This window comes from Ruegeria sp. BF12 (assembly GCF_056538705.1).
In genome coordinates, this window is the sequence record NZ_JBQFTP010000006.1 from 21,942 (window position 1) to 42,308 (window position 20,367).

Here is a 20,367-nt window from a genome sequence, read left to right on the forward strand (position 1 = left end):
ATTCAGGCAGCTTGCCTTGTTCGCAGGTCCGAGAGCGCCTCGGACAACCGCACCTCGGTCCAGCCTTCGGAAACGGCCCGACGCAGAATATCAGCCTGACTTTCCGGAGCGTTGCCATTGATCGGAGGATCTGTATCCAGATTGGTCGGGAAGGGGTAACCCTCTGCCGTGGCGGCAATGGCTGCGTCCAGCTCGGCTCCAGCCAGTTCACCACGCTGTTTCAACGCGACAAGCGAGGGGAAGACCGCCTCGGACATAGATCGCCGATCAACGGCTTCCATCGCGCGTCCAAAAGCGGATGAGATTTGCAACAGGTTGGCCATCCGGTCGATATCGACGCTGCGGTTTTCCCCCGCTGCGTGAAATAGCGCGGGGTTGAAAAAAACGGCATCTCCCTTATCCAGCGGCAACTGAATGCAGTTTTCTTCGAAATGGACCCGATGGCTCTCGTCGTGGAACGCAAGGTAGCCCGGCGGATACAATTGGGAAAACGGCAACAGCTTGGTTGGACCGCTTTCCACCGGCATGTCACAATGGGCAACGGCGCCTTGCAGCGTCAGTGATGCCGTAACCAGATGAGCCCGCGCAGGATAAAGCGCTGCCCTGTCCGCGCTCTGAAACCCCAGATGGTAATCCCTATGCGCCTGTTGCGCTTTACCGCCCGGACGCACCTGATTAATCTGAGCGGTGACCTGATAATTTGGCCCCAGCCACGCCTCACACGCCGCCGCGATCGCGGTGTTCCCGAAATAGAGCGCGAAACCTTCGGGGTCGCGTAGGCACTGCTTTTGCAGCGCATTCCAGATCCGGTCGTTCGCACCAGAGGCAGCAAAGTGATCACCTTCCCCGGCGCCGCTTTGACGTTCCTCTACGATGATCTGGCGAAAAACATCGCTTGCACGGTCGATTACGGATGTATCTGCGAACGCTCCCTTTAGCGCGATTACTCCGGCCGATTTGCCCAGAACACGGCCCCACTCCGCCAACAGAACTCTGCGCGAGCCTGCATCCTCCAGCGCGGGGCGCAACGCGTGCATGTCGTAAATCGGGACATTCTTCTTAATTGCGGCGGCATGTGGCACCGCCTCGGTTACCAGGCTCTGCGAGGTCAACACCTTGAATTCATCCAGATCACAGGATTCCCGGTCGAAATAACCGACGAAATCTAGTTCCTGACTTACCATGATACGTCTCCTATTTTCATGGCTTCGGTGTTGCCCCGCAGGGCTGGATGTTACGCTTGGACCTCCAATCCTGCTTTTGCGCAGACGTCGAGGATATGCTCGTAACCCTTCTTAGAATACTCGTGGGGCGGCGCCTTGGCGGGGTCCTGCTCGGCCTCGACGACGATCCAGCCGTCGTAATCCATGGATTTCAGGGCATTCGCTACCGCCTGAAAGTCGATGCAACCATCACCCGGAACTGTGAACGCACCTGCGACGACGGCGTCCAGAAAACTGAGGTCGTTTTCGCGCACATCCCGTACGACCGTCGGACGGATGTCCTTGAAATGAACATGATGTACCCGGTCCCCCCAACGGTTCAGGGTCGCCATGACATCGCCGCCGCCAAACAGCAGGTGGCCGGTGTCAAAGCACAGCTTTACCTCGGAGCCTGATCCTTCCATCACCCAGTTCACGTCATCTTCGGTTTCGATGATCGTGCCCATGTGGTGGTGGTAGGCCATTGTCATACCCTGATCACCCATCCATTTGGCCAACTCGGTAATCTTGGCGGCATAGGCCAAGATCTCGTCCCTGGACAGTTTGGGGCGGTTGTTGACCGGAGTACCGGCCTGCCCCTGAACGGTATTCGAACATTCGGCATAGACGATGCAGGGACTATTCAGTGCCACGAACTGCTCAACCTGCTCACGCACCGCTTCGCGTTCTGTGGCGAAGTCGTTGACCAGCGACGCGCCCGAGCACCACCCACCGCACAGCGCGATATCATTGCCTTCCAGATAGGCGCGCAACCCTTCAGTATCGCTGGGCATACGCTGCCCCCGCTCGACACCTACGTAACCGATCTCACGCGCCTCTTTCAGCGCCTGTTCCATGGTGTAAGCAGCCGTCAGATCCGGCAGATCATCATTCTGCCAGGCGATCGGAGAAATCCCGATTTTCACGCTCATTTCGTGTTTCTTTCCTTAATCGCCAGCTCATAGGCTGCGCGTTTTTCGTTCACTTCGGGGCGGATGCTGACTTCCGGAACGGCCACTTCCCACCACGTACCTCCGTATTCGGTCGAGGGGTACGGATCGGTGTCGATGACCACCACATAAGGCCCTTTGACATCGCCACGTTTAGAAAGCGCATCTTCGAGTTCGGCAATCGAGCTGACCTTGACCGAGGTCGCACCCATCGCCGCAGCGTGGGCCGCAAAATCGATGGCCGAGGGGTTCTCATGCACGGCATGATCCAGCAGGTTGTTAAACTCGGCTCCGCCGGTGCCCATCTGAAGACGGTTGATGCAGCCAAAGCCCCGGTTATCGGTGATAACCACGGTGAACGAGATGCCCATCATCGCCGCCGTCGCCATTTCCGAGTTCGCCATCATATAGGTGCCGTCGCCGGTAAAACAGATCACATCGCGATCCGGCTGCGCCATCTTGATGCCCATAGCGCCGGCAATTTCATAGCCCATACAGCTAAAGCCGTACTCCATGTGATAGGCGCCGGGACGCGGGGCTTTCCACAGCTTGTGCAGCTCTCCGGGCATGGTGCCCGCCGCGCACATGACGACAGTGTCATTGTTCGAAGCACGCTGAACTGCACCAACAACCTGCATATCTGTCGGCAATGCGTTCCCGTCGCCGGGGGCATCGGTCAACTTGTCGACCTTGCCGAACCAATCCGCTTTGGTCGTATCTGCAAAAGGATCGGCGCGGTATCCCTGCAAGGCCGCTCCCAGCTCCTCCAGCCCAACGCGGGCATCTGACTGCAGTGGCATCGCGCCGTGTTTTTCCGCGTCATAGGCAGCCGTATTCAGGCAGATCATCTCGCGTTCCGGGTTGGAAAACAGCCCCCAAGACCCGGTGGTGAAATCCTGCAAGCGCGAGCCAATGGCCAGCACCAGATCCGCTTCGGCACAGACCGAGTTGGCCGGTTCGCCACCGGTCACGCCGACGGGTCCAAGGTTCAGCGGATGATCCCATGCCAGCGCGGATTTGCCCGCCTGTGTCTCGGTAATCGGAATATTGTGCGTTTCCACGAAACTCTGCAGCGCGTCGGTTGCGCCCGAGTAATGCACCCCGCCCCCGGCCACGATGACCGGGCGCTTTGCCGCCTTGATGGCCGCCACGGCACGGGCCAACTCGCCCTCATCCGGACGGATACGGCGCTGATACCAGACACGCGGCTCAAAGAAGCTTTCAGGATAGTCATAGGCCTCGGCCTGTACGTCCTGACAAAAGGCTAAAGTCGCCGGCCCGCAATCAGCCGGGTCCGTCATGGTGCGGAACGCGCGCGGCAACGCGGTTAACAGGTGTTCGGGCCGCGAAATACGATCGAAGTACCGGCTGACGGGCTTGAAACAATCGTTGGCGCTGACCGTTCCATCGCCAAAGCTCTCGATTTGTTGCAGCACAGGATCAGGCCCACGCGTCGCAAAAACATCCCCAGGAATGATCAAAACCGGCAACCGGTTCACATGCGCCAGAGCGGCCGCCGTCACCATATTGGTCGCACCCGGCCCGATGGACGAAGTTACAGCCATAGCCCGCGTGCGTTGCATTTGCTTGGCATAGGCGATGGCAGAATGCGCCATGGTCTGTTCATTGTGGCCACGGTACGTCGGCAGGCTGTCCTTGACCGCGTGCAGCGCCTCGCCCAGCCCAGCCACGTTGCCGTGACCAAAAATAGCCCAGACACCTGCGATAAAGGGCTCTCCGGCCTCATTCATCTGCGCGCCCAGATAGCGGACCAGAGCTTGCGCTGCGGTCAGTCTGATAGTCTTGCCCATTGTGATCCCTTTCAACTTAAGGCCACCCCGGCCAGTCGGTTGAATTACAGTTTCTTCAATATGTCCGGTCCGCGCGGGAACGCGTCAGACCGTGCCGCCCAAAGACCCTTCCAGCTCGGCCAGTTCCTGACCACCTGCCATCAGATCCTGCAGTTCCTCGGGCGAGATTTCGCCGCGTTTGGCCGTGCCCAGCGTCTGGCCCCGGTTCAACACGGTAAAGCGATCGCCGACAGCCAGTGCGTGGCGTACGTTGTGACTGATGAATACCACGCCCACACCCTGACTGCGCACCTTGTCGATGGTCGCCAGAACGTTCGATGTCTGACGCACACCCAGCGCCGAAGTCGGCTCGTCCAGGATCAGGATTTTGGCGCCGAAATGCACCGCACGTGCAATCGCAACCGTCTGACGCTCACCACCGGACAAGGTCCCCACGGCCTGATCCGGCCCACGCAGGTTGATGCCCATCTTGCGCATCTCTTCCATGGTGATTTCGTCGGCCAGTTTCTTGTCGAAGAAGTTGATCCCGGCGACTTTGCGCGTGGGTTCATTGCCCATAAAGAAGTTCCGGCTGACACTCATCAGCGGGATCATCGCCAAGTGCTGGTGCACCGTCGCGATACCGGCTTCGATGGCATCGCGCGGGTCCTCGAAATGCATCGGTTTGTCTTCGAATATGATCTCACCCGAAGTCGGCTTATGCACCCCTGACATGGTCTTGATGAAAGTCGATTTGCCTGCACCATTGTCGCCCAGCAGGCAGTGACACTCCCCCGGTTTCAGATCAAAGCTGACCCCTGCCAGAGCGATCACCGAGCCAAAGTGCTTTTGGATGTCGATCATTTGAATGATCGGCTTCTGATTCTGAGCATCGCCATGATGGAATTTTGTATCTTCGGTCATCTCAGCGTTCTCCTGTGATGATGCGACGGATGTAGGTGTTCAGGATCACAGCACCCAGCAGGATCACGCCGAGGAACACCCGGAACAGAGAGCTTTCGACGCCGGCGAAGAACAGCCCCTGCTGCACCACACCAAAGATCAGCGCCCCGAGGGCCGCACCCAGCACCGAACCATACCCGCCGGTCAGCAACGCGCCACCGATCACCACGGCAATGATGGCCTCAAACTCTTTCAGCAGACCGCGATCCGCACCGGCCGAGCCAAACTCCATCACCTGACAGGTGGCGAAAACCGTTGCGCAGAAGGCCGTGAACATGAACATCAGGATTTTGACCCGGTTCACAGGAACACCTGAGTTCCTTGCGGCCTCGGCGTCTCCGCCCGAGGCAAAGATCCAGTTACCGAACTTGGTTTTGGTCAGCAGCACATGGCCAAAGATGATAATCAACAACGCCCAGATCAGCAGCATCGGAATCCCGTCGACCACAGGTTGGCCCTCGCGCGTGCCGCGTTCGAATGTTTCAATCAGGCCGTTGTCACCGAGCCAGACGAAAAAGCCCTGCCCAACCTTGCCGCCGAAAACCGACGCCAGCCAGTCGCCCTCGGCCACATCGCGGATGCCGCCGATGATGGTTTTCCGCTCGATCGTCTGGGGCAGGTAAATGGTGAAGCCGCGCAGAATGAACAGGAAAGCCAACGTCACGATAAAGCTGGGCAGGCCAGTGCGCACGACGATGTACCCGTTGACCGCCCCGATCGAGACGCAAAGTGCAAAGGTTACGATGATGGCCATCCAGACCGGCCAGCTGAGCGTGACCGAAAAGATTGCGATCATCATGCCGGCAAAGCCGATCATCGAACCAACGGACAAGTCGAACTCGCCTGCGATCATCAGCAAGCACGCACCAACGGCGATGATCATGAACTGTGCGGAAACCACGGACCAGTTCATCACGCCCTGTGCGGTGAACATGCCGCTGTCAAAGGCAAACAGCAGGAAAAACGTGAAGACTGCCACCGTGCCTACCATGCCGCCCAATTCCGGGCGGATCAGGGCTCGGCGCAGGGGTGAGATCTCTTTGATCCGCTCGTCGCCGCCACTTGCGGTTTGCGCTGACTCAGCCATTGTTGCCTCCTTCGCGCGTACTTCTGAATGCTTAAATCAGGGGGTGCGGACGCATGCAGGGCGTCCGCACCGTTATGAAGATCAGCGGTATTCGCCCGCGAATTCTTCGATCTTTTCCAACCCGTCTGCGGTCACGAAACCGGGGCCCGAGTTGATGTTGTTGCCCGGCAGAACGCCATACCGGTGGTAGTTGGCCATCACCACGACCGGCAGGTAGGCCTGCAGGAAGGGCTGCTGGTCGATGCCCCACTGGATCACGCCGCTTTTGATGCCTTTGACGATCTCGCCACCCAGGTCGAATGTGCCAAAATAGATGTCACCGGCCATGCCGTTTTCTTCCAGCGCCAGAATGGTCGGGTCGGCCGAGGTTGGGCCAAGCGTCAGAACGGCGTCGGTTTCAGGGTTGGCCGACAGGTAGGCCAGAACACGGTTCTTGATCTCCGCCGGGTCCTGACCTGCGTCGATCATCTGTTCACCCAGTTCGACACCCAGACCGTCTGCAAAACCCTGGCAACGCTCCTGGCTGGACGGCTGCACGATATAGTGGTTCACGCACAAGAATGACCCGATGCCGTCATCCTTGGCGCGCTGACCCGCTGCGAACCCGGCGTCATATTCCGGCTGACCCACATACATCAGCGCGCCAACTTCACGCGCCTTTTCCGGTGTGCCGGTGTTCATGATGATGACGTCGATCCCAGAGTCCACGGCCGCCTTGATCGGGCCTTCCAGAATGTCCGGGTCGGCCAAAGTTGTGATGATGCCGTTTGGCCCCGAAGCTGCAGCCTGATCAATGATCCGCGCCATGTCGGCAAGATCCCCGGTCGGCGGGTTGCGGTATTCGACCTCAACGCCCATCTGATCACCCGCCAACGCGATGCCGTTTTTGATGGTATTCCACCAGCTGTCGCTGTCCGGAGCGTGGCTGATCAGAATATACTTTTCGCCTTCTGCTGCCGCGCCAGTGGCGCCGGCGAACGCGACGGCGCTGGCCATCAGAACCCCTTTAACGAACGTTTTCATTTCCATTCCTCCCAATAGAACTGTCAATCGTATTGTCTGGGCGTCAGCCCCAGTCATTCGGCTCGGGCCGAATCTCCTCTGCCCCTAGGTAAACCGGGGCTTTCATTAGTTTCCGGAAATCCGATCATTTTGCAACCGGTTTCAAAACTTCATCCAATATGACCGGCCTTCCGGATTGCGATGACCGGGTCGCAGCCTCGGCCATCGCCAGCGCGGCAACACCGTCTTCCAGAGTGACCGGCATGTCTGAACCGGACTCGACAGCGTCAACAAATGCACTCCATTCCGCCCGATAGGCATTCATGTAGCGCTCCAGGAAGAAATAGGTCGGCTTGGCACCAACAACACCGTCGGCCGTGGACTTAACAACCGAGTTTTCCAGAACGTTATGCGCCTGGAGCAGTCCCTCTGACCCCAACAGTTCGACGCGCTGATCATATCCGTAAACTGCCCGTCGAGAGTTCTTGATGACCGCGATCCGACCATCCGCATAAGTCATTGTAACAACAGCCGTATCGACATCTCCAGCTTGACCAATCTCAGGATCGACAACGGAGGTTCCGACTGCCGAAATCACCGTAGGCAACTGCCCCATGAGATAGTTCGCCATATCGAAGTCATGGATCATCATATCCCGGAACAACCCGCCCGAGACCTTGACGTAGCTGACCGGAGGCGGCGCCGGGTCAAACGACGTGATCGACAGCAACTCAGCCTTGCCGATCTCATTGGCATTAAAGGATGCTTTCATCGCTGCAAAGTTAGGGTCGAACCGGCGGTTGAACCCGACCATGACCGGCCGACCCGTGTCCGACGCGACTTTCTGACAGGCGATGGCCCGTTCAAGGTCCAGATCGACAGGTTTCTCACACAGAACGGCCTTTCCGGCCCGAGTCGCGGCCTCGATAAGGTCAGAATGCGTGTCCGTAGGTGTGGCGATCAGAACCGCATCTATCGAGGAATCGGCTATGATGTCCTCGGAACCGCGCGTTTCGGCGTTGTATTCACCCGCCAGGCTTTCCGCAGCCTCTGAAACGGCATCGGAAACTGCGACCAGTTGGCTTTTGGAGTGCTCTGAAATGGCACGCGCATGCACACGACCGATACGTCCGGCCCCCAGTAGTCCAATCTTGAGCATACGGCTTCTCCGAATCCATTCTTTGCCGCGCAGAATGTTTCGCTTTGCAACCGGTTGCAAGAATTTTTTCACCAAGTTGGAAAATTAGCGAGTCACCGCCCCGATTACCTCGGGATGCCAAACGCACAGGTGCGCACCTGATACGGACCTTGGCCGTAACAAAACCAAAGGAATGCGTGAATTTTTCAGGCAATGGCGATCCCGGAAGAACAGTGCGTATTACTGGAATTCAACAGCTTAGCCTGTAAAACCCCTTGCCCCCTCCCCATTGATTTTCAATGATTTTTTTTGACCGTTGTAAAACTTTGTTTCTTTACTTTCCCGCTCTGCCGTTGCGAAAATCGTGTAGGTAATCATATCTGAAAAGAAGATTTTGAGGCAAAGCAGTATGGTTGAAGCAATTGTAAATTTCATTTTGGGTATTTTGGCCGATTCCGCGCTAGTGGCAGGAGTCTTAGCGGTTGTTGGGTTTCTGTTCAGAGAAGCAATCTCCAAATACCTTACTCAGGCAATCGAAAGCAAATTTTCCAGAAAATTGGAGGAAACCAAAGCCGAATTTAGGGCTAATGAGCGAAAGCTCGAGGGGGAGATCGCAGGTAAAGAAAGAGAACTCAGCCAAATAAATGATTTCCTAAGCTCGCTGAAATTGAGTCGCACAACTGCTATTCAAAACAAAAAAATGTTGGCCGCCGAAAGCACGTTCCAGGCATTGACGACACTGTCTTCCATGAGCATGGCCGTTGAAATGGTCAAAATCATGAAGTTGGATGTGATTGCAGTGGATGCCGATCGACCGGGAGTACAAAGTGCATTCCGTGAAATGACAGATTTGGTCGACAAGGATAACAAAAAACTGGCGTCTTTGGATGGTGAAGGCCTGATGTTACGAAAGCTTTACCTGGATCAAACCACTCAAGACAACTTTGATGCCTATCGCACGATAGTTACACACGCGTTCTTGACGCTGAAGTTTATCGCTATGGGCGCTCCGCATGACAGGTATCTTCTCTCCGATGCCCTCAGAAAGACAGTCACGAAGTTAGCTCCGGCGAGCAAAGACGGTTTTGAAAAGTATGGCCACGAATATGCTTTCTATTGGACCAACTTTTTTTATGATCGAACTCTACAAGGGCTGCGGGCGATTGCGAATGGTCTGGAGCAAGACGAAATGGATGCAGCTGCCGCGCGTGGCTTAGTTGTCGCAACGACTATTTCTCAGGGTGAAGCGCGGCAAAAACTGTTAGATATTGGGTTGCCCAAGCAGTACATTTCAGACGTTGAGCCAACGCCTGAGGTTCCTTGATAAAAGGATAAATGGAAGTCCCGAAGAGGCATATGAACTATAGCAGCCCTTTTTGCCGATCAAATGAGGATTGTGCGTGTTGGCGACGGCGAGCGGTCGGAACCCGTAGGATATCCGCTCCTGTTTGTCATCTCCAGGCCGCCAATGCGGTGGCGTCGGCGCAAGCTTCTCGCCACCTTCGGCCACCCTCCTTATTGCGAAATCTCCACGCCGATGGTCGAAGCGGTTTTTCTTTTGCAATACTCCAACACTGCGAGTGCGCTGGCAGCGCTGACAAAAAGTGGCTCAAGCTGCGGCGTGTTAGGATCAAAGTACCACTTCACGAGAACCATTCCCGCAATAATCCAATAACATATCTGGAGGCCATCCAGAAAAAAAACAAACCACTTGGACACCTCGATGGTTCTTTCGTTAAGGGTGATCATAGTTAACACCCGCATGACTCCGTACATGACTGCTATTGGGGTGATCATCCAATAAATTAGCCGCCCCCCCGGCTTTAGGTGACCAGCCATCGGCAAAATTTCCCAAATCAGCCAAACACCAAACATCAGGCCGATCAGAAACCACGCACCTCGCATTCCTACCTTACTCACAGACGCTTCTACTCCTTTTTGTGAACTTGGGCGGACAACTGCCCGCCCTACCAAAACTTCACACGGCTTCCCCGCTTTGTAGCGGGGTGATCACTCTTTTATCAGCAGTCCCCAGTCGATATTTGGATCATCCTTAACGACGATGTTGACCGAAGTGACATCCTTGCCAAGGGTAAACAGTCTGGAAGATACGACGCCCGTGAGTGTGTGCACCCCATCAAAATCCAAGAGGTGAACGTGGTCACCCACTTGCGGGAGCGCGGCCAACTCTTCGACCGTTGCCTCGTGTCGGTCAGCAAAAGAGCATGTTTCTCTGGGTCGAGCCGAGTCTGCTGCCCACTGCTGATAGAAAACTTGGTATTTCAATATGCTATCTCCTACTTGAGCTTGCGCGCAACGACAGCACTACCCTTCATTTCTGGTGTGCGCCATAGTGGAATTTCACAAATCCCTTTGCCTAAATTCCTTGGCGATCTGTCCCGGCCAGCGCAGCGGACTGTCCATCAAGACGGCGACAGCGAAGGCGATGATGAGCCAGGCCGGGTATTCATGCGTAACGACCGTTTCGATCCGCTCGGCCCGCACCTGACGTTCAGTGCGCTCCTGACGCACATCGCCTGTGACGTTTTTCACGGCCTGACGTTTGTCGGACTGCACACCCTGCACATTGTTCGCCCTGGCCTACACATTCGCGGCAACATTAGGCCTGACCCCCGTTAGTAAGTTCAGTAGCCACTTACAGCGGAAGTAGTTTGGCCAAATGACGGGTTAAGAGTTCAAAAACTGCGCTCAATAAGCCCAACTTAGAGCGGCTTTTCCCGATGCGGAACAATTGCGGAACATGTAGACCTATTTCGCTGAAAGTGTAAACTTTGTTACTTTTCAGATGGTTACACTTATTTTGGCGATCCCGGAAGGACTCGAACCCTCAACCTGCTGATTAGAAGTCAGCTGCTCTATCCAGTTGAGCTACGGGACCGCTGTGCCCTTCTTGCGGTTTTTATTCCCGGGGTTCAAGTGCCAAGCGCATGAAGGCGCTGTTCGGGTCGCTTTCATAACCGAATATCGGACCGCAATAGGAATAACCCAGACGCTCATAGAGTTTACGGGCGGCAGAGTATTCGGTCAGATGCTCTGCCCCCGTTTCCAGAATCAGGGCTGATACCCCCTCGGCGCGCGCGACGTCCGTCAGATGGTTCATCATCACTTGCGCCAACCCGCGTCCCCGGGCCCCAGACAGGATATGAACGGACTTCACTTCGGCCGTGCCATCGGGCAGAGCCTTCAACGCCCCACACCCAATGGGTTGCCCACTTTCATACATGGCCCAGAACCGAATCCCGTCTCCGGCCAGCGCATGGGCATCCATGGTGTGATTACTTTCCGCAGGTCCTGCCGTTTCGCTATGGGCAAAATGCGCCTCGACCACCGGGCGCAAATCATCCGCGGTCGGATCGGCCTCACGGATTTCGATCATTCAGTGCGTCCAGGGCGCGCGCCGGTCGGTGGCAAAGTTCTCGCCATAGCCACGCGCGCGCAGATTGGGTTTGCGCTTATGAGGCTCACTGACCTGAGCGTCGATGCCATTGTCCTTGGCATAGTCCAGCGCCTCTTCTTTGGTGTCGAATTTCAGGCGCACCTGAGTCTGTGTATCCGACGAAGACGTCCAGCCCATCAGCGGATCAACCTCACGCGCTGATGCGGGTGCGTATTCCAGAACCCACTTGCGGGTCTTGCCCATCCCCGAAGTCATCGCATTCCTTGCAGGCTGGTAAATCCGTGCGCGCATGTCGCCTCTCCATACTCACTTTGATGGGATTGTTTATGCGTCAGAGCGCGATCCGGAACAAGGTGGCAATTGTCGCGGCTGTTCACGCACCTGATGTCAGGAACTGTCATCAGGGCCGGTTATAGATTGCGAGACCCCACAATGAGGACAAGACGATGATCCACCACGAAAGAAGTTTGGAAATCGACGCTCGGCCCGACGCGCTGTGGGCCATCCTGAGCCGGTTCATGCATATCGACGAGTTTGCACCTCAGGTCGTTTCCGTAGACGCCTTGACGCACGGGGAAAACGGCATTGGGTCAATGCGGCGTTGCCACTTTGAAAACGGGACCTCTTTGGTTGAGGAAGTCACAGATTGGCATGTTGGCAAAGGCTATCGTGTCCGCTTGTCCGAGATGTCGGCTATGCCTTTGACTGAAGCATACGCAGCGATCGCCATTGAGCCACTTTCCGACTATCGCTCGCGTGTGATCTGGAGCATGGATTGCCAGATTATGTACGGTCCATTGGGCTGGATGATGGGGCAAACCCTGGTGAAAACCATGATGGGCCGGGTTCTGGATAGCAACCTGAAAGCTCTCGCCGAAAAGGCGCAAGCGGATGAAATCCCTTACATGCAGTTTGCCTACTACTGAAACTGAGTCTCCAGATCGGATCAGCCCTTGCAGTTGGACAAAATAAGAACAAATGTAGGGGCCTGACCCGGAGCCTGCCTATGCCCTACGCCCATTCCGACAAGACCCAACTGACCGCCGAAGACGTCCGCGCGCGCCTGAAACTCGAGGGCGGCAAGCAGTTCGTCATGCATACTGAGTTCGCCCCTGCAGGCGACCAGCCCACGGCGATCAAGGAACTCGCCGGAGGGGTTTTGGACGGCGAGCGCGATCAGGTTCTGCTGGGGGCGACCGGTACGGGTAAGACATTCACCATGGCTAAGGTGATCGAGGAAACCCAGCGCCCTGCCATCATCCTCGCGCCAAACAAGACACTCGCGGCGCAGCTGTATGGAGAGTTCAAGGGCTTCTTCCCGGAAAACTCGGTCGAATACTTCGTCTCGTACTATGACTACTATCAGCCCGAGGCCTATGTGCCGCGGTCGGACACGTATATCGAGAAAGAATCGCAGATCAACGAACAGATCGACCGGATGCGCCACTCGGCCACGCGGGCACTATTGGAACGCGATGACGTGATCATCGTGGCTTCGGTCTCGTGCATCTACGGTATCGGCTCGGTCGAAACCTACGGGGCAATGACCCAGGATCTGAAGGTCGGCAACGAATACGACCAGCGGCAGGTGATGGCCGATCTGGTCGCCCAGCAATACCGGCGCAACGATCAGGCGTTTCAACGTGGGTCGTTCCGGGTGCGGGGCGATTCCCTGGAAATCTGGCCCGCCCACCTTGAGGATCGCGCCTGGAAATTCTCGTTCTTCGGCGAAGAACTGGAACAGATCACCGAGTTCGACCCACTGACGGGCGAACGCGCCGCGACGATGGAGCAGGTGCGCGTTTACGCGAACTCGCACTACGTGACGCCGAAACCGACGATGCAGCAAGCGATCATCGGCATCAAAAAGGAACTGCGTATCCGGCTGGACCAACTGGTGGGCGAGGGCAAACTACTGGAGGCCCAACGTCTGGAACAGCGCACCAACTTTGACCTTGAGATGCTTGAGGCCACCGGCGTCTGCAACGGGATCGAGAACTACTCGCGCTATCTGACCGGGCGCGCTCCGGGTGAACCGCCCCCGACCCTATTCGAATTCATCCCTGACAATGCGATTGTTTTTGCCGACGAATCCCATGTCAGTGTCCCCCAGATCGGCGGCATGTACCGGGGCGACTATCGGCGTAAATTCACATTGGCCGAACACGGGTTCCGCCTGCCCTCCTGCATGGACAACCGCCCCCTGAAGTTCGAGGAATGGGACGCCATGCGCCCGCAATCGGTCTTTGTCTCGGCCACCCCGGCGAAGTGGGAGATCGAGCAGACCGGCGGTGTGTTCACCGAACAGGTGATCCGCCCCACTGGCCTCTTGGACCCCGAGGTCGAAATCCGACCCGTTTCGATGCAGGTGGACGATCTGCTGGACGAGGTGCGCAAAGTCGCCGCCGATGGCTATCGTACGCTGGTCACCACGCTGACTAAACGCATGGCCGAAGACCTGACCGAATACCTGCACGAACAGGGCATCAAGGTCCGCTACATGCACTCGGACATCGACACGCTGGAACGGATCGAAATCCTGCGCGACCTGCGGCTGGGGGCCTTCGACGTGCTGGTCGGGATCAACTTGCTGCGCGAGGGGCTCGACATCCCCGAATGCGGACTGGTCGCCATTCTGGACGCGGATAAAGAGGGCTTCCTGCGCTCGGAAACCTCGCTGATCCAGACCATCGGCCGCGCCGCGCGCAACGCCGATGGCCGGGTGATCATGTATGCCGACAAGATCACCGGCTCTATGGAACGCGCCCTGAACGAAACCAACCGCCGCCGGGCAAGGCAGATCGCCTATAACGAGGAGAACGGCATCACGCCTGCGACGGTGAAAAAGAATGTCGAGGATGTTCTGGCCGGTCTCTACGAAGGCGACGTCGACATGAACCGCGTCACCGCCACCATCGACAAACCGATGCACGGCGCGAACCTCGAAGCCCATCTGGACGGTCTGCGCGATCAGATGCGCAAAGCCGCCGAGAATCTGGAATTCGAAGAGGCCGCCAACATCCGCGATGAGATCAAACGTCTGGAAGCGGTCGATCTGGCCATCGCCGACGACCCCATGGCGCGCCAATGGGCGGTCGAGAAAGCCTCGGAAGACGCGGTGAAATCGCGCGGACGCTCAACGGCCGGCAGGCCGGGGCAGCGGGGTGGGAATGTGAAGAGGAGGAAGCGGTAGCTTGGTGTTGCCTTACGGGGATTGACAACCTTAAGAGGAAGTTCATTAGTGGCCGTCCAAGAAAAAGAGACGATAAACTTGTTGGATTTTAAAGACGAACTCCTACCCGACCTCCATTTTATGTTTGATCGGGCAATGGCTGAAGTATCTGAATTTGAAGAAAATATCTCCCCCGGGGACTTAAGCGCATCGGATGTTCTAAAATCCCATTTTTCGATTGTCGACTTTTTTTTTGAAACAAGGTGAAGGGGATGGCGTAGGTGGCTTCGGCCCCAAAGACGTAGGGCTTCTACTCTCAGCCCTAAGCCGGCAATTCGTCGGCTACAATGGTGAAACGAAGTGGAACACAATACCTGAAAAGGCAGCGACACTTTTGTATGGGCTCATTCAAAACCACCCATTCCACGATGCCAACAAGAGAACCGCGTATCTGAGCACTGTTCACTACTTGTACCAAAATGGGTTGATCATCACGGTCTCTGAAAAAGCTCTGGAAGACATGACCGTTAACGTTGCGAACGGCAAGCTCACTAAATTCCCAAGGTTTCGGGATTTGCAAAAAAAAGATGCCGATCCTGAAGTACGGTTCCTAGCGCATTGGTTAAGGCAAAATACTCGTAAAATCGATAGGCAACAGTACCTCATCACCTACCGCGAGTTGGACAAGATACTTAAACGATACGACGCTTGGCTGGAGAATCCGAACAACAACCAAATCAACGTTATGCGTTGGGAATGGGTAACCCAAAGACCCGGAACCTTCTTTCGGAAGGAAGTTAAAACAAAAGAAATTCGACGTGCTTGCGTCTTAGGGTTTCCCGGTTGGACCAAGCAAGTAGGTAAAGGAAGAATTCGACACGTTCGCGAAGCGCTTGGCCTGATGCCCGAGAACGGAATTGATTCACAGTCTTTTTTCAAAGACGTTGACGACATGAAAATTCTCATTGAGCTTTACGAAGGCGCGCTAAAACGGCTTGCTTTTCGATAAGCTGCAGCAACTCGCTATCGGGGTTTATGACCTTTGATTTATTGGTTTTTCTCTGTGCTGGTGAAATGAGAAACCATCCCAAATCCCAGTTTCACAAAGTATTTGCCACACACACTTCAAACTTGCAGCCCAGCGCCCTCTGCTTCACGTTTGAAATCACAAATTGTGATTCCAAACGGTTGCCATGACGAACCCCAACACCCTGCCCAGCACGCATGAGGTCCAAAGCGCCATTCACAGGGTGCTCGGTACCCGCGTGGTGCTGGCCGAGGATCTGGCGCAGTTTCTTTTGCAAAGAAAAGGGCGGGTCCATCCCCGCCCAAACCTTTACCCCTTATCCCAATGGGCAATCACATCGTATCCGACCGGTGAGGGCGGGCCTTCCATGAATTCGGCGAAATGGCCCCACAGTTCGGCCACTTTGGGCGCGTTTGCGTTCGAGGTTGCCTCGCTCTCGACGACTGAGATCACATAGCCCGAACCGTCCTCGTTCATCACGTTGGTAAAGCAGTGCATCCCGGGCATACCCATGATTTCGGATTTCAATGCATTCATCTTCGCCGTCGCCGCCTCCCGCGTACCGGGCTTCATTTTGTATTGAGTAATTCGCGCAAACATCACTTTCCTCCCTCGTCTGGCGAAATTGCCATGTAGCGGGCCGGAGCGGCCTCGCCGCGCGCACCCTAGCATGACAGCGCGAAATCTCGCATTGATACGAGGGATTTGTGGGCGTTTTCAACTAGACGCCTGACCGCATCCGGGCGGCTGACACTTCAAGGTTGCAGCCCAGCGCCCGCTGCTTCACTTTTGAAATCACAAATTGTGATTCCAGACGGTTGCCATGACGAACCCAAACACCCTGCCCAGCACACATGAGGTCCAAAGCGCCATCCACAGGGTGCGCGGTATCCGCGTGGTGCTGGCCGAGGATCTGGCGCAGTTTTATGGAAAGTCCGTCAGCGCCTTCAATCAGGCCGTGTCGCGCAACAAGGACCTGTTCGAGGGCTACCGCTTTCAGCTGACCGATGCTGAAGTCGCCGATTTGCAATCACAGAATGTGATCTCAAAACCCAAGGGTCGCGGCGGGCGGCGGGTCAATCCGTGGGTCTATACGGATTACGGTGTGGCCATCGCCTCGGCCCTGTTCAAGGACCCGCGCGCCATCAAGATCACAAGGATGATCACCGAAGCCTTCGTCGACGGCGCAAACGCTCTGGCTGAAACCCCGCGCAGCGTGCCGGAAATCCTGCCACCTGAGGACGCCCCTGCCCCGCTGCTGCCCAATGGCGATCAGCTGCGCAATTTGGCCGAAAACATCCTCGATTCCGGTCAACAGAGCCTTGTCGATTACATCGCCAACCCCACCACGAAACGGCAACAGGCGGTGGCGGTGATCATGAAAACCCTCGCCGAAACCGCAGGCGAAGAGGTGCGCACCCAGCATGAACGCCTGCGTCTGAATATCGCCCAGCGTCTGGCGACCGGAGATTACGCCAATGATGACGACCGCAAACGTCTGCTGGAGCTGCTGCAGGCGATGAAGGGTTAAACCCCCAGCTCGGCCCGCAACTTTTTGGTCAGCTTGGCCACGACCAGATCATAGGATGTCACGATGTGTTCACGCAGGGATGCGTCGGACATGCCGCGTTTCTCATGGACCTGCAGCCACTTCATCCCCCGCGAGGCCAGATAGGGCGCTGGGCGGATACCGGGTTCATCGCTGAGGACTTCAAACGCCAGATCGGTAGCCTTGAAGGTGAAGGCATCCTTCCCATCGTTCCAGCCGCAGATCGCGAACACTTTGCCACCCACTTTCCACACATCCGCATTTCCCCATTGGACAACATGGGTCGTTGCTGTGAGGCTGGCGCAGAATGTGTTGAACTCATTACGTGTCATGGACGTAACTGTGACGACCGGAGCAGAGTTAGGCAAGCACAGCATGTGCCATGATAGCCAACAACTTAGATTAGGGCCGCACGAATTTGGCTGTTCCAACCGTCCGCTGTCGCGGGGGCTCGGCCTGCTGCGGTGTTGCGACTTGAGGAGGGATGCCGCAGGCCACACCATCACCATCCGAGTCGTTGCGCGCGTGATATCCCGGCTCACCGTCCCGATACGGTCCCGGCACAAGGGATTCAGCCGCCTGGCAACCGGCCATTGCCACAAGGTGCAACAAGGCGTCCTCGCGTTTGAATTCAGATGTGCGCAGATAGACGCCGACCGCGATTCCTGCGGTTGAGATTGGCAGCATGAGGACCATCAGAATTATCCGAACGGGCGACAGTGCCCGTTTGCGCAATGCATCGGCACGCCGGTGCCGTGCCGCGGCTCTATTGCTTTTCCGTTGGGCAGTGGTCTCAGGATCTTTGGACGCCATGGTAGCCACTTACACGAGGTTTGTGGCGAAACCGAGACCTGAAAAACTGTGCGTTTGACATTGAGAGGGCTCGCGCATTGACCGCCATATGGTTAGGGTCCGGTCGTGTCTGCCCCAGAAGGGTATATTAGAAATGACCAAGACCGATCCTTACCGTCCCGTTGACAATACCGCCCGTGAAATGGCCCGTGACCTGATCGCAGGGGCAACGTACGGAGCCATGGCTGTTCTGCGCCCGGATACGGCACTGCCTTCGGTTTCACGTATCGCCCTGGCGACGGACGTACGTGGACTGCCAGTTACGTTGATCTCAACCCTGGCCGACCACACGCGCTCACTAAAGGCCAATTCAGCCTGTGCGCTACTGATCGGTGAGCCCGGCAGCGCGGGCGATCCGTTAACCCATCCCCGACTGACACTGCATGCCGACGCGCGATTTGTAGCGCGGGGGACTGACGACCATGATGCGCTACGCACACGCTACCTAAGCATCCGGCCCAAAGCCAAACTGTACGTGGATTTCACCGATTTCGGGTTCGTCACCTTTGACGTTTCCGACGCCGTTCTGAATGGCGGCTTTGGCAAGGCGTGGCGCCTTGCCCCAAGCGATATCTGGCCAGATCAACGTACGACGTGAACTGCGCAGGCGGCATGGCGAACCACGTGGTTCGCTGTGGATCCCAGCAACAAATCCTGCATACCCGGGCGGTGAGAGGCCATGATGATCAGGTCCGGTTTGTGCTCTTCCGCCCAATCGAGGATCGTACGGCCCGAATGCCCTTCGATCACGACACCCCTGGCGTTTGGCAGTTTTTCAGCAAGGCTGTCCAATTCGGTCTGCAACGCCTTACGGGCTTCGGTTAGATACTCGGGCGGCATGTAGGATATGGCGTAGTTCGGAATATGCTCGACCACGTGCAGCAACGTGACCTGCGCATCCGGTGTCGCGAGCACCTCGGCCAGTTTCAAAGGCCCTGAAATATCCCGTTCGGCATCAAAGGAAATGGGGACAAGAATGTTGTGATACATGACGCGCACCTCCGTTTTCACGTCATAAAATTGCACCAAGACAAACCGTTAGGCTTTGATCCAGATCACGACCCGCCAAACGTCTCGGCCACGTCGTACATCACCGGCTCGAAGCTTTTGCACAATTCGTTGATCTGACGGTTGCGGTCCCGCATTTCCGGGGTGCGCAACATGGCCAGGAAATCTTCGCGGCGCTGCCATTGCGAATAGTTGGCGATCCGGGTCTGAGCATCGTTCACATGCAGACCGGCAGAAACAAAGCCGGGTTGTTTCGAGATGAACTCAGCATAGGCGTCGGTCAACGCTTCAAGCAGGTCCTGACAGGTGCCGGGTGTCATTTCAAAGGTTGTAATAACTGTCTGGACGCTTGCATTCTTTGCGATCTTCGGCATCTGGATTCTCCTTTGTCTGTTACAAACTTAACATAGGTTTTGGAAAGGTCTTGCGTTTCCTTTGCATTTCAGCGGCATAGGTTTCTTACAGGAATTGAAAAAAATCCTAACGATCCGTTAACCAAGCTAACGGATGCTGCGCGCATGTGTCGGGCTGTCCCCATTCTGTTCTTGCTCTTGATGGCTTCTCCGGCCTGGCCCGGCGCGTGGTTGCGGGATAAGGGGACTGTTTTTGTTGCTGCTTCCCTGACGGCCTTCAAAGAACAGGGCGACGGTTACGACTATAAAACGTCTCTGTACGCCGAATGGGGGTTTCGGGACTACATCACCCTGGGTCTGGATGTCGAAGAACGTCGCGACCTGTACGGGCATGCCACGGTCTTTGCCCGCCTGCCCGTTGCCGATTTCAAAAGCGCAGGCCGCTTTGCGGCTGAAATTGCAATCGGAGCGCATCACCGCCAGATGCGCGTTGGGGCTTTGTACAAAGCGACCTTGTCGTATGGCAAAGGGTTTCAAACCGGGTGGGGCAACGGGTGGGTCGCCGTTGACGCTGCGTTGGAGTACCGAACGCACGAAGCCTTGTACCGCAAACTGGACATTACCGCAGGCCTGTCATCTGCGCGGTTGATGAACCCATTGCTGCAGATCGAAACCGCCTACCGGACAGGCCAACCTTTGCACTGGAGGATTAGGCCATCGGTCATGATTCGCGCGAAAGACAGCCCGACCACCTGGACACTTGGATTTGAGCGAAATGATGCCCGCGAAAACACGGGCATCAAACTGGCAATCTGGAACACTTTCTAAAGGAACTTTGCTGTCACAGCATCGTCGT

26 protein-coding genes and 1 tRNA gene are annotated in these 20,367 nt (G+C 56.4%); 8 read left to right on the forward strand and 19 right to left on the reverse strand.

Annotated elements, in window-relative coordinates:
* Window positions 1–2: 2 nt before the first annotated feature.
* The 7 genes from ACR0J0_RS11140 to iolG form a co-directional block, all read right to left on the reverse strand.
* Window positions 3–1,184, reverse strand: coding sequence for a phytanoyl-CoA dioxygenase family protein (locus ACR0J0_RS11140; protein WP_480663927.1), 1,182 nt, complete (start codon window positions 1,182–1,184; stop codon window positions 3–5).
* A gap of 50 nt (window positions 1,185–1,234) precedes the next feature.
* Complete coding sequence (gene iolE / locus ACR0J0_RS11145; protein ID WP_480663928.1) at window positions 1,235–2,134, reverse strand: myo-inosose-2 dehydratase; 900 nt, start codon at window positions 2,132–2,134, stop codon at window positions 1,235–1,237.
* Entirely contained in the window at window positions 2,131–3,963 is a 1,833-nt protein-coding gene (gene iolD / locus ACR0J0_RS11150) for a 3D-(3,5/4)-trihydroxycyclohexane-1,2-dione acylhydrolase (decyclizing) (protein WP_480663930.1), read from the reverse strand. Before iolD ends, iolE begins: the two co-directional genes overlap by 4 nt.
* A gap of 84 nt (window positions 3,964–4,047) precedes the next feature.
* Complete coding sequence (locus ACR0J0_RS11155; RefSeq protein ID WP_209223955.1) at window positions 4,048–4,866, reverse strand: ATP-binding cassette domain-containing protein; 819 nt, start codon at window positions 4,864–4,866, stop codon at window positions 4,048–4,050.
* A gap of 1 nt (window position 4,867) precedes the next feature.
* Window positions 4,868–5,992 carry an ABC transporter permease gene (locus tag ACR0J0_RS11160; RefSeq protein WP_480663933.1) on the reverse strand — a complete coding sequence of 375 codons (1,125 nt, stop codon included), beginning with the start codon at window positions 5,990–5,992 and terminating at the stop codon, window positions 4,868–4,870.
* An 81-nt stretch (window positions 5,993–6,073) separates the two neighbouring features.
* Complete coding sequence (locus ACR0J0_RS11165) at window positions 6,074–7,015, reverse strand: sugar ABC transporter substrate-binding protein (RefSeq protein ID WP_480663934.1); 942 nt, start codon at window positions 7,013–7,015, stop codon at window positions 6,074–6,076.
* A gap of 124 nt (window positions 7,016–7,139) precedes the next feature.
* Window positions 7,140–8,153, reverse strand: coding sequence for an inositol 2-dehydrogenase (iolG, locus tag ACR0J0_RS11170; protein WP_480663936.1), 1,014 nt, complete (start codon window positions 8,151–8,153; stop codon window positions 7,140–7,142).
* A 388-nt stretch (window positions 8,154–8,541) separates the two neighbouring features.
* Here iolG and ACR0J0_RS11175 point away from each other — a divergent pair, with 388 nt between their 5' ends.
* Window positions 8,542–9,456, forward strand: coding sequence for a hypothetical protein (locus tag ACR0J0_RS11175; protein WP_480663938.1), 915 nt, complete (start codon window positions 8,542–8,544; stop codon window positions 9,454–9,456).
* Window positions 9,457–9,647: 191 nt separating this feature from the next.
* On the opposite strand, the gene ACR0J0_RS11180 is transcribed toward ACR0J0_RS11175, so the two are convergent.
* The 6 genes from ACR0J0_RS11180 to ACR0J0_RS11205 all read right to left on the reverse strand — a co-directional run bounded on the left by ACR0J0_RS11180 (window position 9,648) and on the right by ACR0J0_RS11205 (window position 11,841).
* Entirely contained in the window at window positions 9,648–10,052 is a 405-nt protein-coding gene (locus ACR0J0_RS11180; protein ID WP_480663940.1) for a hypothetical protein, read from the reverse strand.
* A gap of 90 nt (window positions 10,053–10,142) precedes the next feature.
* Window positions 10,143–10,418: a hypothetical protein gene (locus ACR0J0_RS11185; protein ID WP_480663942.1), complete on the reverse strand. Its 276-nt coding sequence runs from the start codon at window positions 10,416–10,418 to the stop codon at window positions 10,143–10,145.
* A gap of 75 nt (window positions 10,419–10,493) precedes the next feature.
* On the reverse strand, window positions 10,494–10,709 hold the full coding sequence (locus tag ACR0J0_RS11190; RefSeq protein ID WP_480663944.1) for a hypothetical protein: 216 nt from the start codon (window positions 10,707–10,709) through the stop codon (window positions 10,494–10,496).
* 245 nt (window positions 10,710–10,954) lie between these two features.
* Window positions 10,955–11,031, reverse strand: a tRNA-Arg gene (locus tag ACR0J0_RS11195).
* A 21-nt stretch (window positions 11,032–11,052) separates the two neighbouring features.
* Entirely contained in the window at window positions 11,053–11,529 is a 477-nt protein-coding gene (locus ACR0J0_RS11200; RefSeq protein ID WP_480663946.1) for a GNAT family N-acetyltransferase, read from the reverse strand.
* Window positions 11,530–11,841 carry an ETC complex I subunit gene (locus ACR0J0_RS11205; protein WP_480663948.1) on the reverse strand — a complete coding sequence of 104 codons (312 nt, stop codon included), beginning with the start codon at window positions 11,839–11,841 and terminating at the stop codon, window positions 11,530–11,532.
* A gap of 155 nt (window positions 11,842–11,996) precedes the next feature.
* Here ACR0J0_RS11205 and ACR0J0_RS11210 point away from each other — a divergent pair, with 155 nt between their 5' ends.
* From ACR0J0_RS11210 to ACR0J0_RS11225, 4 genes are all read left to right on the forward strand, one after another.
* On the forward strand, window positions 11,997–12,476 hold the full coding sequence (locus ACR0J0_RS11210; protein WP_480663950.1) for an SRPBCC family protein: 480 nt from the start codon (window positions 11,997–11,999) through the stop codon (window positions 12,474–12,476).
* An 80-nt stretch (window positions 12,477–12,556) separates the two neighbouring features.
* Window positions 12,557–14,743 carry an excinuclease ABC subunit UvrB gene (gene uvrB / locus ACR0J0_RS11215; protein ID WP_480663952.1) on the forward strand — a complete coding sequence of 729 codons (2,187 nt, stop codon included), beginning with the start codon at window positions 12,557–12,559 and terminating at the stop codon, window positions 14,741–14,743.
* A 48-nt stretch (window positions 14,744–14,791) separates the two neighbouring features.
* On the forward strand, window positions 14,792–14,989 hold the full coding sequence (locus tag ACR0J0_RS11220) for a hypothetical protein (RefSeq protein WP_480663953.1): 198 nt from the start codon (window positions 14,792–14,794) through the stop codon (window positions 14,987–14,989).
* Window positions 14,976–15,731 (forward strand): type II toxin-antitoxin system death-on-curing family toxin, encoded by a 756-nt coding sequence (locus ACR0J0_RS11225; protein WP_480663955.1) that lies wholly within the window; start codon window positions 14,976–14,978, stop codon window positions 15,729–15,731. Before ACR0J0_RS11220 ends, ACR0J0_RS11225 begins: the two co-directional genes overlap by 14 nt.
* Before the next feature lie 91 nt (window positions 15,732–15,822).
* Here the strand turns inward: ACR0J0_RS11225 and ACR0J0_RS11230 are convergent, their stop codons facing one another.
* Window positions 15,823–16,044 carry a hypothetical protein gene (locus ACR0J0_RS11230; protein ID WP_480663957.1) on the reverse strand — a complete coding sequence of 74 codons (222 nt, stop codon included), beginning with the start codon at window positions 16,042–16,044 and terminating at the stop codon, window positions 15,823–15,825.
* A 14-nt stretch (window positions 16,045–16,058) separates the two neighbouring features.
* The gene (locus ACR0J0_RS11235) at window positions 16,059–16,349 is read right to left on the reverse strand and encodes a hypothetical protein (RefSeq protein ID WP_480596449.1); all 291 of its coding nucleotides are present in this window, start codon (window positions 16,347–16,349) and stop codon (window positions 16,059–16,061) included.
* 223 nt (window positions 16,350–16,572) lie between these two features.
* Here ACR0J0_RS11235 and ACR0J0_RS11240 point away from each other — a divergent pair, with 223 nt between their 5' ends.
* Window positions 16,573–17,280 carry an ORF6N domain-containing protein gene (locus ACR0J0_RS11240; RefSeq protein WP_480663958.1) on the forward strand — a complete coding sequence of 236 codons (708 nt, stop codon included), beginning with the start codon at window positions 16,573–16,575 and terminating at the stop codon, window positions 17,278–17,280.
* On the opposite strand, the gene ACR0J0_RS11245 is transcribed toward ACR0J0_RS11240, so the two are convergent.
* Window positions 17,277–17,630, reverse strand: a complete 354-nt coding sequence (locus tag ACR0J0_RS11245; protein WP_480663960.1) for an MmcQ/YjbR family DNA-binding protein — start codon at window positions 17,628–17,630, stop codon at window positions 17,277–17,279. The genes ACR0J0_RS11240 and ACR0J0_RS11245 overlap by 4 nt on opposite strands.
* Window positions 17,631–17,700: 70 nt before the next feature.
* Window positions 17,701–17,994: an excalibur calcium-binding domain-containing protein gene (locus tag ACR0J0_RS11250; RefSeq protein ID WP_480663962.1), complete on the reverse strand. Its 294-nt coding sequence runs from the start codon at window positions 17,992–17,994 to the stop codon at window positions 17,701–17,703.
* Between the two features lie 250 nt (window positions 17,995–18,244).
* Here ACR0J0_RS11250 and ACR0J0_RS11255 point away from each other — a divergent pair, with 250 nt between their 5' ends.
* Window positions 18,245–18,748 (forward strand): HugZ family pyridoxamine 5'-phosphate oxidase, encoded by a 504-nt coding sequence (locus ACR0J0_RS11255; protein WP_480663964.1) that lies wholly within the window; start codon window positions 18,245–18,247, stop codon window positions 18,746–18,748.
* Here ACR0J0_RS11255 and ACR0J0_RS11260 read toward each other — a convergent pair.
* Both ACR0J0_RS11260 and ACR0J0_RS11265 read right to left on the reverse strand, forming a co-directional pair.
* Window positions 18,733–19,140 (reverse strand): universal stress protein, encoded by a 408-nt coding sequence (locus tag ACR0J0_RS11260; protein ID WP_480663965.1) that lies wholly within the window; start codon window positions 19,138–19,140, stop codon window positions 18,733–18,735. The genes ACR0J0_RS11255 and ACR0J0_RS11260 overlap by 16 nt on opposite strands.
* Window positions 19,141–19,205: 65 nt before the next feature.
* A complete protein-coding gene (locus ACR0J0_RS11265) occupies window positions 19,206–19,532 on the reverse strand; it encodes an antibiotic biosynthesis monooxygenase family protein (RefSeq protein ID WP_239338784.1) in 327 nt (108 codons plus the stop codon).
* A gap of 144 nt (window positions 19,533–19,676) precedes the next feature.
* Here ACR0J0_RS11265 and ACR0J0_RS11270 point away from each other — a divergent pair, with 144 nt between their 5' ends.
* Window positions 19,677–20,339 carry a hypothetical protein gene (locus ACR0J0_RS11270; RefSeq protein WP_480663968.1) on the forward strand — a complete coding sequence of 221 codons (663 nt, stop codon included), beginning with the start codon at window positions 19,677–19,679 and terminating at the stop codon, window positions 20,337–20,339.
* The last annotated feature ends 28 nt before the right edge of the window (window positions 20,340–20,367 follow it).